This window comes from Serratia sp. B501 (assembly GCF_051172315.1).
Lineage (GTDB): Bacteria > Pseudomonadota > Gammaproteobacteria > Enterobacterales > Enterobacteriaceae > Serratia > Serratia ureilytica.
On the sequence record NZ_JBPIZB010000005.1, the window covers coordinates 44,640 to 58,677 of the forward strand.

Consider the following 14,038-nt stretch of genomic DNA (forward strand, 5'->3'; position numbering starts at 1 on the left):
AACGATTTTCTGATTAATTATGGCAGATTGATGAAAGTAGTCACTCAAGTTGCAGAACAGCGCAAGGCGCTGGAACAGGCCGTTTCTCAGGCTCTGGAGCTGGCACGCGCCGGTTCCGACGCGGCGGAAGTCGCGGTCACCAAATCGACCGGTATCAGCGTCAGCACCCGCTTCGGCGAGGTGGAAAACGTCGAGTTCAACAGCGATGGCGCGCTGGGCATCACCGTGTATCACCGTCAGCGTAAAGGCAGCGCCTCTTCCACCGATCTCAGCCCGGATGCCATCGCCCGCACCGTACAGGCGGCGCTGGACATCGCGCGTTACACCTCTGAAGATCCCTGCGCCGGCCCGGCGGAGAAAGATTTGTTGGCGTTTGAGGCGCCGGATCTCGATCTGTTCCACCCGACCGAGCTGGACGCCGAGCGCGGCATCGAGCTGGCGGCGCGCGCCGAGCAGGCTTCGCTGGCGGCGGACAAACGCATTACCAACACCGAAGGCGGCAGCTTCAACAGCCACTACGGCATCAAGGTGTTCGGCAACAGCCACGGCATGCTGCAAAGCTACTGTTCCAGCCGTCATTCGCTGTCCAGCTGCGTCATTGCGGAGCAGGACGGCGACATGGAGCGGGATTACGCTTACACCATCGGCCGTGCGATGGGCGATCTGCACAGCCCCGAGTGGGTGGGGCAGGAGTGCGCCCGCCGCACGCTGGCGCGTCTCGCGCCGCGTAAGCTGTCGACCATGAAGGCGCCGGTGCTGTTCGCCTCCGAAGTGGCCACCGGGCTGTTCGGCCATCTGGTGGGCGCCATCAGCGGCAGCAGCGTCTACCGCAAATCCACTTTCCTGCTGGACGCGCTCGGTAAGCAGATCCTGCCGTCGTGGCTGACCGTCGAGGAACACCCGCATCTGCTGAAAGGGCTGGCGTCAACGCCGTTCGACAGCGAGGGCGTGCGCACCCAACGGCGCGATATCGTCAAGGATGGCGTGCTGCAAACCTGGCTGATGACCAGCTACTCGGCGCGCAAGCTGGGCCTGCACAGCACCGGCCATGCCGGCGGCATCCATAACTGGCGCATTGCCGGGCAGGGCGCAGACTTCGCCGGCATGCTGAAACAGCTTGGTACCGGCCTGGTGGTCACCGAATTGATGGGCCAGGGCGTCAGCGGCGTCACCGGCGATTATTCTCGCGGCGCCGCCGGTTTTTGGGTGGAAAATGGCGAGATCCAGTACCCGGTCAGCGAGATCACCATCGCCGGCAACCTGAAAGACATGCTGCGCAACATCGTCAGCGTCGGCAGCGATATCGAAACCCGCAGCAATATCCAGTGCGGTTCGGTGCTGCTGCCGGAAATGAAGATCGCCGGCCAGTGATCCTCTGTGCGGTCGGCGCCCGCCGGCCGCGCGTTATCCCGCCTCAACCTTGCTTACAAATCTCCGGTTTCGATTTTGCCCGGCCTTGCCTATGGTAGCGGTGGGTTAACTAAAACAATAACTGGAAGGTGAGCAAACATGCAGAATACCCTGAAAGCGCTGGCGGCGTTGACGCTGCTGGCGGCCAGTTCGCTGGCGGCCGCCGCCGATCTGGGCGACGATATGGACACCCTGGCGGAAAACTACAAAACGGTGCTGAATACCGACTCCGCCGCCACCCTCAAACAGAGCCTGCAGAACATGCGCGCCGCCGCGCAGGATGCCAAGCAGGGCACTCCGCCGAAACTGGAGAGCAAAGCCGCCGACAGCCCGGAGATGAAAGATTTCCGCAGCGGGTTGGATACCCTGATCGGCCAGATCGATCAGGCGCTGGCGCTGGCCAATCAGGGCAAAGTCGCCGAAGCCAAGCAGCTGGCGCAGGGCTTCAAGCAGACCCGCGACGCCAACCACAAGAAATTCCGCTAACCCGTCAACCGTCGCGCCCGTCTTCCGTCAGATAGGAGGAGGGCGCCTGCCCCAGCACGCGGCGAAACATGGTTGAAAACGCCGCGCTGCTGTCATATCCCATCTCCATGGCCACCTGCGTCACGCTGCGCCCTTCGGCCAGCAGCGCCAACGCCAGCACCACGCAGGCGCGCTGACGCCATTGCGAAAAAGGCAGGCCGGTCTGCGCGCGAAAGAAGCGACTGAAGGTGCGAATGCTCATGTACAGACGAGGGGCCCATTGCTGCGCGGAGTCGTGGGCGTCGGGGTGCTGCAAAAAGGCGCGGCACAGCTCGCCCAGCCGAGGATCGGCGGGCAGCGGGATGTGCAACGGCAAGGGTTGCAGCCGGGCCAGCTCGTGCAGCAGCAACGTCGCCAGCGCCCCGTCGCGTCCCTCCCGCTCATACTCCAGCGGCATGTCCACCGCCGCCATCAACAGTTGGCGCATCAGCGGGGTGACGCTGACCACCTGGCAAGCCTGAGGCTGTTCGGCGGGCAACGCGCCCGGTTCGAGGTACAGACTGCGGGTAGTGACGCCGACCATCCTCACCGCGTGCGGCATCTGCGGCGGCAGCCACACCGCGTGTTGCGGCGGGACGATCCAATTGCCTTGCTGCGTGAAAACGTGCATGACGCCGGTGGCGCCGTACAGCAACTGCGCGCGCCGGTGGCTGTGCATCGGCAGCAAATGCCCCGGCGGATAATCGGTGCCGATGGCGATCACCGCGCGTGCTACGTGGTCGATGTCATCAATGCGGACGTTGCGCATGTGTCCCCTTTGGCGGCAGGTTGGCCGAAACGCAATGATAGTTGGCCTTTCATATAAAGCAAGCCAGCGGCGGTCGCCCTACTATCGGGGTAGAAAAATAACGCTTGTCTGGGGCGCCGTTATTTTATCGGCCATAAAGCCCGCGCAAGTTTTCACACCGGGGTGAGAAGAAGGTTTTCGTTCTCGCAATACAAGAAGTTAATAAGGAATAAAGCGTCATTTTATTCCAACACCTGAAGCAATAGTTCTTAGTGCAGTTCAATGACTATAAGGTGATATTTCATGTATAAGTTCGGTGTGATTGGCGGCGGAGCCGCCGGCATCTCTTTTGCGTATAACTTTATAAAAAATAAGTCGGTTAATCATTGCAAAAGGCCGCTTTCCCTGACGGTGTTCGACAAGCAGGGCTTCAAGGGCGGTATGGCATACAGCAGCGATTTTGACAGCCATATATTAAATATGACGCCGGAAAATATGTCGGCGGATATTTTCGACGACGCGCACTTCGTCGATTGGATCGCCATGCATTTCCCGCAGTTTTGCCAGGATCGTTATCCACCGCGTTGGCTGTATCGGGAATATCTCGATTTTATTCGCGACATGACGATGTATATGGCGGCGGACAGCAACGTGGCGCTGAATTTCGTGACCGCCGAAGTGAATGCCATTGCGCCGCACGAGGCAGGCTATCGGCTGACCACCGCCTGCGGCTCCGCCGAACAGATGAACGCGCTGGTGTTGTGTTCGGGGCATAACCCGCCGGAATGTCTCTATCCGGTGGACGGGGTGATCGCTTATCAGGCCCACCGGGATCTGCCGCCGATCAATCCTTACTCAACCATCGGCGTGATCGGCTGCAGCCTGACGGCGATCGACGCCATCGTTGAACTGATGGAGCGCCTGGGGGCCACCGATATCTGCGCCCTGTCGCGTTCGGGCCTGTTCCCCAGCGTACAACCGGCGTTGATGCGTCCGCCGCCGGAGGCGTTTGTTGAGGGGCTGCGGCGCTTTGTCGCCGGTAACGATTTTATTGATGCGCATCAGCTGGTGCATGCGATCAACGCCGCGCTGGCGCGTCACTATCCGGGGCCGGAACGATTGACGGTGCTCTCGGCGCTGGGGGAAAGGCGCGATTGTTACCGCGATCTGGCGGACAGCCTCGACCGGGCGCGCTTTGCCCGGGAGCACATTTGCAGCTACCTGGCGGCGATCCATCCGACGGTGTGCGCCGCCTGGGTCAAAATGGATGCCAACAACCGGCAGATCTTCATGCGCTTTTACAACTCCTCCTGGATGCGCAATCGGCACGCCATGCCGATCAAGAACGCCTACAAGATCGTGGCGGCGTTGGAGAGCCAACGCCTGCGCGCCTGTGGTGGCCTGGCGGATATCAGCAAGGGGGAGGACGGATTTATCCTTCGTTGCCATGAGACGCGGGTGCATGCGCAGTATCTGTTCAACTGCACCACGCCTTCTTATCAACTGCCGCCCAACCGCCTGAGCCATCAACTGCTGCAAGACGGGGTGGTGCAGGAGAACCTGTTCGGCGGCGTGAAGTGCAACCCGCACACGCTGAAAATCGCCGATCGCCGCGGCCGCGAGCAGCATCTCTACTCGCTCGGCGCGCCCGCCAAGGGCGACCTTTTTTACACCTCGGCGATGGAATCCATCACGCGAGATATCAGCAAAATCGTGTTTAACAACCCTATTTTCAACGCAAAGAAGGCTGAAGCATGAAAAACGTAGCGCTCTTTGTCGGCAACGACATTTTCTCCTGGCTGGTATGTCAGGATCTGATCGCCGCCCTGAAAGGCGAGTGTGCTTTTACGGTGTATTTCCCCCTGGCGAAAAGCGGCGGCCGCGCCCAGGAGCCGGCGGTTCGCCGCCTGGGGCTGTATGAGCGCGAGGTGCTGAACGATTTCGTGTTCCCGTTCGTTGGCCGCAACGCCGCCGCCTGTGAGGGCGCCTATCAGCCGCCGGCTCTGTTCCTGGCCGCCGCCGGAGTCAAAGCGCATCGCGTTCTCGACATCAATGACGCCGCGTTTATCAGCAGCCTGGGTCATATGGACGGGGTGATTTCTTTGCGCTGTTATCAGAAATTTTCCGCCGACTATGTGCGCGCCTTCAGCCGGCGCGGCAAGCTGCTGTGGAACCTGCATCCGGGCGACTTGCCGCGCTATCGCGGGGTGATGACGCTGTTCCGCGCGATGATGAACGGTGACAAGGGCTGTGCGGTGACGCTGCATGAAATGGACGAACATTGGGATGCCGGCCCGGTGCTCGCCCGGCTGCCCGCCGAGCTGCGCCACGACCTGTCGTTCCTGGAAAACATGATGTTGCTGGGCGTGCAGAGCGGCACCTTCCTGGCGCGCCAGCTGATGCGGGCGGAACGGAGCGAAGCGATAGCGGCGGAAAAGCAGGGCGATTCGCGCTATTGGGGCTTCCCGGATGCGCAGACGCTGGCGCAGGCGGAACAGGCGGGCATTGAGCTGGTGGATCACGACGCCGTGCGCGAGCAGTATCTGGGGCTGTTCGTCGGCGATCGTTTCCACCCGCTGGCGGGGCAGTTCTGCGCCGGGTTCGACGACTTCGTGCGGGCGCACGGCCATGATTGAAATGTTAATCGTTCTGGGTGCCGGTTTTCTGACCGGCATCACCACCATTCTGTTCGGCTTCGGCGGCGGCTTTGTGGTGGTGCCTTTCGTTTACCATTTGATCTCCGCCTCAGGCGAGCAGCCCGGCCAGGCGATGCATATTGCGGTGGCGACCTCGACGGCGGTGATGATCCTCAACGCGGGGTACGCCACCCTGACCAACTGGCGCAGCGGCAACCTGCTGCGGGAAACCATCGTGCCGCTGATCTTTTTCATCGGCATCGGCGCGGCGCTGGGCGCGTTTGCCTCCTCGCTGCTGGCGGACGGCGTGATCCGCGTGCTGTTCGTGGCCTATATGGCGGTGACCATCGCCGACTGTCTGTTCCGCCGGGGGTTCCTGACCAAACCGGCACGCGCTGAACTTTCCCCTGCCACGCTGTGGGGCGGCGGGCCGCTGATCGGCGGCATCGCCACGCTGCTGGGGGTGGGCGGCAGCGTGATGACCGTGCCGCTGCTGCGCCGCCATGGCTATGACATGAAGTATTGCGTCAGCGCCGCCAACCCGCTGTCGATCCCGGTGGCGGTGATCGGGGCGCTGATGTATATCGTGTTGGGGTGGCGCGAGATGAACGGGCCGCAGTATCTGGGCTACGTCAATCTGAACATTCTGGGGCTGCTGGTGGTGGCGGGGATTGCGGGGATCGTGTTTGCCAGGCGCTGTTTGCCGAAGGTGAGCGATGCGCTGCATGCCAAAATCTACGTGCTGCTGCTGATCGCCGTGCTGATCGCTATCTGCCTCTGAAACAGAAAGGGCGGCCGGATGCCGCCCTGAGAACCGCTTAACGGTGGTATTCGCCCGCCGCTTCCGGCTGGTACAGCAATTCCAGCACTTCAATCCGCGCTTCTTCACCGTTCGGCAATTGCCAGGAGATCTGCTTGCCGACGTGCATGCCGAGCAGCGCTGCGCCCAGCGGCGCCATCACCGACAGCTGATCGTGGCTGTCTTTCAGCGAGGCCGGGTAAACCAGCGTGCGCACGTGCTCTTCATCGGTGTGCAGATCGCGAAAACGCACGCGGCTGTTCATGGTCACCACGTTGGCCGGCATTTTCTCCGGCGGCAGGATTTCCGCGCGATCCAACTCGTCGTTCAGCGCGGCGGCGACGTCGGTGTTGGCAAAGGCCGGTTGTTCCAATAGCGCATCCAGGCGTTCCGCATCCAGCTCATTAATAGTAATGATGGGTTTGGTCATTCCACTCTCCAGTCAAATCAAAGGGCGCCAGTCTGTGCACCCATAAATTCGGAAAAACAACACAAAGCAACACCCCCGCGCCAGAGGAGCGGGGGTGTGGGTAATGTCGATTTGTCCCATTGATAGTAGGCGGTTGGGGCGAGAAAAGAAAGAGATCCCGATCACGAAGGCTTTTATCGTCAATCGAGGCAAAAAAAACCGTTAGCCGGGTTATGTAATTGTTATCTCATTTACTTTTTCGCCTTAGCGCCGTTTTGCGAAATGGATCTCCGCGCGTCATTCGATTTCCACTTCGAACTGGAAAAAACCGGTCTCCACAGAAAATCTTACCGGGGGTAGGGTAAAGACATCACAGAAAGCGGGTTATTCAGGTGATGCGCTTTACGGCTTACTGATTAATGTGGGATCTAGGGGTACTGAAAAGTGAATGATGGATCTGCTTCGATAAAAGAAATTGAACAATCCGATATCAGCGAAGCCGGTGAGATCACCGCTCGGGTGCTGGCGGATATTACCGCGATGCTGAATGCTGAGAATATTTATACCAATGCGGTGCAGCAACAGATGCTGGAATCGCATATTCGCGCCATGGTGCTGCGCTCAATAACCGGTGAGCCGTTGCCGGAGGTGGATAAATCACTGTTCGACGAAATTTCCGCCGAGTCCATGCAAATGGCGGAGCGCGTGGTGGATCAGTTTGGCACATTGCCTATCGAAGAAGCCTATTTGCTTTCAGTGCACTTCGAAGTGGCGAAAGATAATAACGCATAGCGGTTAACGCATCGATTTCAATCAGGAGAATATACCATGGGTCAAATTACCGTAGTGATCGGCGATCGTTTGGGAAAAGGGCAAAAAGTCGGCCAGGGCGTTGAAAACGCAGGCGGAAAAGCGGTGGTTATCCCCGGCGTGGCGGCGGATATGAAGCTGGGCGACGTCATGAAAGCGGAAAACGCGCAGCTGGGCATCTCTTTTTGCGGCAGCGGCGGCGCCGGCGCGATTACCGCGCAAACCAAATACGGCTACAAAGCCAAATACGGCATGCGTTCGGTGGAAGAGGGCGTGACGGCAATTAACGAAGGCTGCAACGTGCTGGGGTTCGGCTTTATGGATAAAGAAGAGCTGGGCCAGAAACTGGTGGAAGCCTACGTCAAAAAACATGGCAACCCATAATGAAAGAGCAATATACCACATCGGTAAAGGTGGAGGGTAAAGGCGACAGCAAAGCGAAAGCTTTTGCTTCCGCCTTGGCTAATGTGCAGGGCGCGGTATTAAAGTCCACCAACAATATTCTGCTGCGCATCGAGCCGCAGGACGTCAGCGTGGTGAAAGCGGAAGAGAAAATAACAAAAGAGAAATTTCTTTTCTTCTTTTTGCCGCGTGAAAGAAAGAGCTATGCCGTTTCTCTGGAAATAACCGTGAACGTAACCATTATCAATACCGAGAAGGTTGTCTTCGTCACGAAATAAAAACGTTAGCATAAATGAAAGGGTATACTGATGTTTTTAATCATCTTATTTAAATCGATTATTATCGGTGGGCTGGTGGGGGTCGGCGTAGGGGCCGGCGCCGCACGCATGTTCCACGCGCCGACAACACAGGGCATGGGGGCGTTTCGTACCCTGGGCGAGCTGAACTCCTGCGAGGGCGATCCGGCTTCCCACTTCTCATTCGGTCTGGGCTTCTTCTTCAACGCCTGGGCGTCTTCCGTGGCGGCGGGCTCCTTCACGCAGGACGTCGATCACCGCATCATCCCGCACTGGGGCGCGGCGGCCCTGATGGTCAAGAACCGCAATCTGGCGCAAACGCTGCACGATCCGAAAAAAATGGCCATCGCCTGCGGCATCATCGGCATGCTGGTGGTGGCCTTCCTCAATACCACCGCTTCCGCCGTGCCTGCCGCGCTGCAGGTCACCGCGATCAAGGTGCTGGTGCCGGCGGCCAACCTGCTGGTGAACACCGTGATGCCGGTGATCTTCTGGCTGGCGGCGATCGACGCCGGGCGCCGTTCTGGCTTCTGGGGCACCATTTTCGGCGGCCTGGCGCAGCTGATCATGGGCAACGCCGTACCGGGCCTGGTGCTGGGCATTCTGATCGGCAAAGGCGTGGAAGAGAGCGGCTGGAACAAAATCACCAAGATCATGATGGCGGTGATCGTGCTGCTGTTCGTGCTGAGCGGCTTCTTCCGCGGCTTCGACATGAAAGTTCTCGAGTCCTTCAGCCTCGGTGTGCCGGGCTGGCTGGACGCCATTCACAACACCCTGAGCGGTAAATAAGGAGCGGGATGATGGAAGAGCAAACCCAAAAAGGCTTCTGGTACGCCGACTGGTCATTCCCGATTTTTGTTGGCCTGCTGTCCTCCGGCGTGTTCGCCGGGACGCACATGTACTACCTGTACGGCATCGGCGCCTTTAACGAAGTGGCCTTCGTCTCCATGCTGCGGGCGGGGATGGATACCGGCGTGTACGGCGCGGTGGCGGCGTTCGGCGCCAGCTTCCTGTTCGCGCGCATCATCGAAGGTTCACTGGTGGGCATCCTCGACATCGGCGGCGCGATCCAGACCGGCGTCGGGCTGGGCGTACCGGCGCTGCTTTTGGGGGCCGGCATCGTGTTCCCGGTCGCCAACTTCGCCGCTTCGCTGGCCACCGGCCTGATCATCGGCCTGGCGATCGGTTATGTGATCATTCTGGCGCGCAAATTCACCATCAATCAGAGCAACTCCACCTACGGGGCTGACGTGATGATGGGCGCGGGCAACTCCTCGGGCCGCTTCCTCGGGCCGTTGATCATCCTGTCGGCAATGACCGCCTCGATCCCGATCGGCATCGGTTCGCTGCTCGGCGCGCTGCTGTTCTATATCTGGGGCAAACCGATCACCGGCGGAGCGATCCTCGGCGCGATGATCCTGGGGGCGATCTTCCCGGTAGCCATTTCTTAAGAGGCCTGCGCCAGGCGCCGCCCGAGGCTGCTGCGGCGCCCGGGCTAACAGGAGCAATGCGGTATGTATGACTTAGTAATCAGAGGCGCCAGACTGGCGGACGATACGCTGATCGATCTGGCGGTGAAAGACGGCAAAATAGCCTCGGTGGGGCGATTGGCGGCGGATGTCAGCGCCGTTCGCCAGCTGGATCTGGCGGGCAACTGCCGCCTGAGCGCCGGTTGGATCGATGCGCACGTGCACTGCTATCCCGAATCGCCGATCTACCATGACGAGCCGGATCGGGTCGGCATCGCCAGCGGCGTCACCAGCGTGGTCGATGCCGGCAGCGCCGGTGCCGACGATATCGACGCCTTTTATCAGCTGACGCGCAGCGCCAAAACCAACGTTTTCGCCTTCCTCAATATCTCGCGCATTGGCCTGCTGCGGCAGAACGAGCTGGCGGAGTTGACGGACATCGACAAGCGCGAGGCCGGCCAGGCCATCGGCAACCATCCCGGTTTCATCATCGGCATCAAGGCGCGCATGAGCAGCAGCGTGGTGGGCAAGAACGGCACTCGCCCGCTGGTGTTGGCCAAAGAGATCCAGCAGGAAAACCGCCAGTTGCCGCTGATGGTGCATATCGGCAACAACCCGCCGGATCTGGACGACATCGCCGATCTGCTGACCCGTGGCGACATCATCACCCACTGCTACAACGGCAAACCGAACCGCATTCTGACGCCGGCGGGCACGCTGCGCGAGTCTATCCAGCGCGCGCTGCGGCGCGGCGTATTGCTCGACGTAGGGCACGGCACCGCCAGCTTCAGCTTCGAGGTGGCGCGCCAGGCGATCAAACTGGGCATTTTGCCGCACACCATCAGCTCCGATATTTACTGCCGCAACCGCATGAACGGGCCGGTGCACAGCCTGGCGACGGTGATGTCCAAATTCTTCAGCGTCGGCCTGACGCTGCCGCAGGTGATCGCCTGCGTGACGGAGAACGCCGCGTCGGCGCTGCAGCTGAGCGGCAAAGGGCGGCTGGAGCCGGGCTATGACGCCGATTTCACGCTGTTTGAGCTGCGCCGCGAACCGCAGGTGTTCGCCGACGCCGAAGGGCAAACCGCCGAGGGCGAACGGCTGCTGGTGCCGCTGGCCGCGGTGGTGGCCGGGGAAATCCTATTAACCGAACAAGGGGAGGCAAGCCATGTCTTCGATTTATGAAAAATACGGTTTGAAGCAGGTGATCAACACCTCCGGCCGTATGACCATTCTCGGCGTTTCCACGCCGCGCCAGGACGTGATCGACGCCGTTGATTACGGCCTGAACCACTATTTCGAAATCAAGGATCTGGTCAACAAGACCGGTGCCTACATCGCCGATCTGCTCAACGTGGAAGATGCGGTGATCGTCTCCTGCGCCTCGGCGGGCATCGCCCAGTCGGTGGCGGCGGTGATCGTTAAAGATAACGCCAATCTGCTGGTGAACCTGCATTCGGCGCCGATCGCCGTGCCGCGCGAGATCGTGCTGCCGCGCGGTCACAACGTCAACTTCGGCGCGCCGGTGGACACCATGGTGGCGCTGGGCGGCGGCAAGGTGGTGGAGGCGGGGTACGCCAACGAATGTTCGCCGGAGCAGATTGAAGCCTGCATCACGCCGCAGACTGCGGCGATCCTGTACGTCAAATCGCACCACTGCGTGCAGAAAAGCATTCTGTCCGTCGAACAGGCGGCGGTGGTGGCGCGCAAGCATAACCTGCCGCTGATCGTCGACGCCGCGGCGGAAGAAGATTTGATGTGTTACTACCAGATGGGGGCCGATCTGGTGATCTACAGCGGCGCCAAAGCCATCGAGGGGCCGACCAGCGGTCTCGTTATCGGCAAGAAACAGTACGTCGAGTGGGTGAAGTTGCAATCCGGCGGCATCGGCCGGGCGATGAAGGTCGGCAAAGAGGGCATCCTCGGCCTGACCCAGGCGATTGAAAGCTATCTGACGCTTGAGAAAACCACCGGGCAACAGATGGTGGAGCGGATGACGCCGTTCCTCGACAGCCTCAACACCCTGACCGGCGTCAGCGCCAGGACCGTCTGGGACAGCGCCGGCCGCGATATCGCCCGCGCCGAGATCGCCTTTGATGAGGCGGTGCTGGGGCGGTCGACCTATGACATCGTCCAGGCGTTGAAAACCGGCGATATCGCCATCTACTTCCGCGGCTACAAGGCCAACGAAGGCAAGATTGAGGTCGACGTGCGCAGCGTCGACGAGCGGCAACTGATGACCGTCTTTACCTGTATCAAAAACCTGTTTACGGAGAAACAAGCATGAAGCTGCAGCCTAACTACTATCGCGACCGCGTCTGCCTGAACGTGCTGGCCGGCTCCAAAGCCAACGCGCAGGACATCTACGCTGCGGCGGAAGGCCATGTGCTGGTGGGCGTGCTCTCCAAGAACTACCCGGACGTCGACAGCGCGGTGACCGACATGCTGCGCTATGCGCGCCTGATTGAAAACGCGCTCTCGGTCGGCCTGGGCGCCGGCGATCCGAAGCAGTCGGCGATGGTCAGCCTGATCGCTCAGCAGGTGCAGCCGCAGCACGTTAACCAGGTGTTCACCGGCGTCGGCGCCAGCCGCGCGCTGCTGGGCCAGAACGACAGCGTGGTCAACGGCCTGGTGTCGCCGACCGGCCGCGTCGGTTGGGTGAAGATCTCTACCGGCCCATTAAGCGCCGCGACGCCGGACGGCATCGTGCCGGTGGAAACCGCCATCGCCCTGCTGAAAGACATGGGCGGCAGCTCCATCAAGTATTTCCCGATGGGCGGCCTGAAGTGCAAGGACGAGTACCAGTACGTCGCCAAGGCCTGCGCCGAGCATGACTTCATGCTGGAGCCGACCGGCGGCATCGATCTGGAGAACTTTGAGCCGATCGTCGAGATCGCGCTGGCGGCCGGCGTGAAACGCGTGATCCCGCATATCTACAGCTCGATCATCGACGCCGCCAGCGGCGACACGCGGCCGCAGGACGTGAAAACCTTGCTGGCGATGACCAAAAAGCTGGTGAGCTGAACGCGTAATGGGATGAGGTAAACGCTGGGAGGCGAAGGTTTTCCCGTGGCGCGGCATGCCGCGCCGTTACCTATAGCCTATAGCTTTCAAGTTGCAGCTAGGCGGCAAGCGCAGGAGCCCCAGGAGCTTACTTAAGTAAGTGACTGGGGTGAAAAATCTGCCGGGAGCAGATTTAAACGCTGCTTGCAGCGGCCCCGAAGGGGTGAGGCCCATGGATGGGCCGAGTAACTGCGCAGCCAACAACGCTGCGGCTTGAAAGATGACGGGTATATACTGAGGACTACTATGCGAAACTGGCAGGCTCCAACCCGACGCGCCGCGTTGTTCCTGGCGCTGCTGGCCGTGACCGGCCCGGCGCTGCATGCTGAGGATGCAATGAACTCCACGTCATCTCATTTTGCCTATATCGGCACCTACAATCCCAACGGCGAAGGCGTTTACCGAGTGCGGGTCGATCCGGCCAGCGGCGCGCTGAGCCACGCCACGCTGGTCAGCAACGTGCCGAATCCGGCGCAGCTGACGTTGGGCGCTGATGGCAAAACGCTGTATGTCGCCAGCGAAGTGGCCGATTTCAACGGCGGCAAGCACGGCGGCATCACCGCCTACCGGATCAATCCGGCCGATGGCGCACTGACGCAGCTCAACCAGGTGGATTCGCAGGGGGCAGGGCCGGTGTATCTTACCTCGACGCCGGACGGGCGGCATCTGCTGGTGGCGAACTACGTCAGCGGCAGCGTGGCGGTCTTCCCGATTGAAGCGGACGGCAGCCTGGGCGCCGCCAGCTCGGTGCAGCAGCAACAAGGCCCGGCGGGCGCGGCCAAACCGGCGGCGGCGGTGAACGGCAGCTTCGCCATCAGCGATCACAACGGCCCGCATGCCCATATGATCGCCAGCGATCCGAGCGGCAAGTTCGTGTTCTCCACCGATCTGGGATTGGATCGCATCTATCAATGGCGCTTTGACGCCGCGAGCGGCCGGCTGACGCCGAACGATCCGCCGTGGATCGCCGCCTCTTCCGCCGGCGCGGGGCCGCGTCACTTTGTGTTCCATCCGGACGGCGAAACCGTGCTGCTGGTGAACGAAGAGGCCTCGACGTTGACCAGCTACCGTTTTGATCGCCAAAAAGGTACTCTGAAACAACTGCATGCGGTTTCCGCGCTGCCCGCCGACTATCAGGGCACCAGCTTCGCTTCGGGGCTGGCGCTCAGCAAGAACGGCGGCACGCTGTACGTCGCCAACCGACTGCATAACAGCATTGCCCAGTTCAGCGTGGGCGCTGGCGGTGAGTTGAAACCGGTAGCGGAAACCTGGACGCGCGGCGATTATCCGCGTTCGCTGGCGCTGAGCCCGGATGGCCGCTATCTGTATGCGTTGAACCAGCGCAGCGATAACGTCACCCGCTTCAGCGTCAACCCGACGGACGGCAAACTCAGCTTTGTGGGCGGCTATCTGCCGATCGGCAGCCCCTCGCAAATGGCGTTCCTGCCGCCGGCGAAGTAACCCGTGGCCCGCCCGGTTCGCCGGGTGGGCC

16 protein-coding genes are annotated in these 14,038 nt (G+C 60.8%); 14 read left to right on the top strand and 2 right to left on the bottom strand.

Annotated elements, in window-relative coordinates; translation table 11 throughout:
* Positions 1–30: 30 nt before the first annotated feature.
* Positions 31–1,371, top strand: coding sequence for a metalloprotease PmbA (pmbA, locus tag ACSBQV_RS16400; protein ID WP_042785444.1), 1,341 nt, complete (start codon positions 31–33; stop codon positions 1,369–1,371).
* A gap of 138 nt (positions 1,372–1,509) precedes the next feature.
* A complete protein-coding gene (gene cybC / locus ACSBQV_RS16405; RefSeq protein WP_033644470.1) occupies positions 1,510–1,896 on the top strand; it encodes a cytochrome b562 in 387 nt (128 codons plus the stop codon).
* Positions 1,897–1,900: 4 nt separating this feature from the next.
* Here the strand turns inward: cybC and ACSBQV_RS16410 are convergent, their stop codons facing one another.
* Positions 1,901–2,683: an AraC family transcriptional regulator gene (locus ACSBQV_RS16410; protein WP_099783909.1), complete on the bottom strand. Its 783-nt coding sequence runs from the start codon at positions 2,681–2,683 to the stop codon at positions 1,901–1,903.
* A 282-nt stretch (positions 2,684–2,965) separates the two neighbouring features.
* Between ACSBQV_RS16410 and ACSBQV_RS16415 the strand changes: the two genes are divergently transcribed.
* The 3 genes from ACSBQV_RS16415 to ACSBQV_RS16425 are packed head-to-tail and all read left to right on the top strand — an operon-like array spanning position 2,966 to position 6,079.
* Positions 2,966–4,420 (top strand): FAD/NAD(P)-binding protein, encoded by a 1,455-nt coding sequence (locus tag ACSBQV_RS16415; protein WP_099783911.1) that lies wholly within the window; start codon positions 2,966–2,968, stop codon positions 4,418–4,420.
* Positions 4,417–5,298: a formyltransferase family protein gene (locus ACSBQV_RS16420; protein WP_099783913.1), complete on the top strand. Its 882-nt coding sequence runs from the start codon at positions 4,417–4,419 to the stop codon at positions 5,296–5,298. The genes ACSBQV_RS16415 and ACSBQV_RS16420 overlap by 4 nt, the downstream gene beginning before the upstream one ends.
* On the top strand, positions 5,291–6,079 hold the full coding sequence (locus tag ACSBQV_RS16425) for a sulfite exporter TauE/SafE family protein (RefSeq protein ID WP_099783915.1): 789 nt from the start codon (positions 5,291–5,293) through the stop codon (positions 6,077–6,079). The genes ACSBQV_RS16420 and ACSBQV_RS16425 overlap by 8 nt, the downstream gene beginning before the upstream one ends.
* A gap of 37 nt (positions 6,080–6,116) precedes the next feature.
* Here ACSBQV_RS16425 and rnk read toward each other — a convergent pair whose 3' ends face one another.
* Positions 6,117–6,527: a nucleoside diphosphate kinase regulator gene (rnk, locus tag ACSBQV_RS16430; RefSeq protein WP_004936993.1), complete on the bottom strand. Its 411-nt coding sequence runs from the start codon at positions 6,525–6,527 to the stop codon at positions 6,117–6,119.
* A 444-nt stretch (positions 6,528–6,971) separates the two neighbouring features.
* On the opposite strand from rnk, the gene ACSBQV_RS16435 reads away from it, so the two are divergent.
* The 9 genes from ACSBQV_RS16435 (at position 6,972) to ACSBQV_RS16475 (ending at position 14,007) form a co-directional block, all read left to right on the top strand.
* Positions 6,972–7,298 (top strand): glycine dehydrogenase, encoded by a 327-nt coding sequence (locus tag ACSBQV_RS16435; protein WP_089192640.1) that lies wholly within the window; start codon positions 6,972–6,974, stop codon positions 7,296–7,298.
* Between the two features lie 36 nt (positions 7,299–7,334).
* On the top strand, positions 7,335–7,700 hold the full coding sequence (locus tag ACSBQV_RS16440; protein WP_004937000.1) for a glycine-rich SFCGS family protein: 366 nt from the start codon (positions 7,335–7,337) through the stop codon (positions 7,698–7,700).
* Positions 7,700–7,996 carry a DUF4312 family protein gene (locus ACSBQV_RS16445; protein WP_004937003.1) on the top strand — a complete coding sequence of 99 codons (297 nt, stop codon included), beginning with the start codon at positions 7,700–7,702 and terminating at the stop codon, positions 7,994–7,996. The genes ACSBQV_RS16440 and ACSBQV_RS16445 overlap by 1 nt, the downstream gene beginning before the upstream one ends.
* Before the next feature lie 30 nt (positions 7,997–8,026).
* On the top strand, positions 8,027–8,803 hold the full coding sequence (locus tag ACSBQV_RS16450; protein WP_004937006.1) for a DUF4311 domain-containing protein: 777 nt from the start codon (positions 8,027–8,029) through the stop codon (positions 8,801–8,803).
* Positions 8,804–8,814: 11 nt separating this feature from the next.
* Positions 8,815–9,465: a DUF4310 family protein gene (locus ACSBQV_RS16455; protein ID WP_004937013.1), complete on the top strand. Its 651-nt coding sequence runs from the start codon at positions 8,815–8,817 to the stop codon at positions 9,463–9,465.
* A 63-nt stretch (positions 9,466–9,528) separates the two neighbouring features.
* Positions 9,529–10,668 (top strand): amidohydrolase/deacetylase family metallohydrolase, encoded by a 1,140-nt coding sequence (locus ACSBQV_RS16460; protein WP_099783917.1) that lies wholly within the window; start codon positions 9,529–9,531, stop codon positions 10,666–10,668.
* Positions 10,652–11,770, top strand: a complete 1,119-nt coding sequence (locus ACSBQV_RS16465) for a DgaE family pyridoxal phosphate-dependent ammonia lyase (protein WP_042785440.1) — start codon at positions 10,652–10,654, stop codon at positions 11,768–11,770. Before ACSBQV_RS16460 ends, ACSBQV_RS16465 begins: the two co-directional genes overlap by 17 nt.
* The gene (dagF, locus tag ACSBQV_RS16470) at positions 11,767–12,507 is read left to right on the top strand and encodes a 2-dehydro-3-deoxy-phosphogluconate aldolase (protein ID WP_099783919.1); all 741 of its coding nucleotides are present in this window, start codon (positions 11,767–11,769) and stop codon (positions 12,505–12,507) included. Before ACSBQV_RS16465 ends, dagF begins: the two co-directional genes overlap by 4 nt.
* Before the next feature lie 285 nt (positions 12,508–12,792).
* The gene (locus ACSBQV_RS16475; RefSeq protein WP_099784117.1) at positions 12,793–14,007 is read left to right on the top strand and encodes a lactonase family protein; all 1,215 of its coding nucleotides are present in this window, start codon (positions 12,793–12,795) and stop codon (positions 14,005–14,007) included.
* Positions 14,008–14,038: the final 31 nt, after the last annotated feature.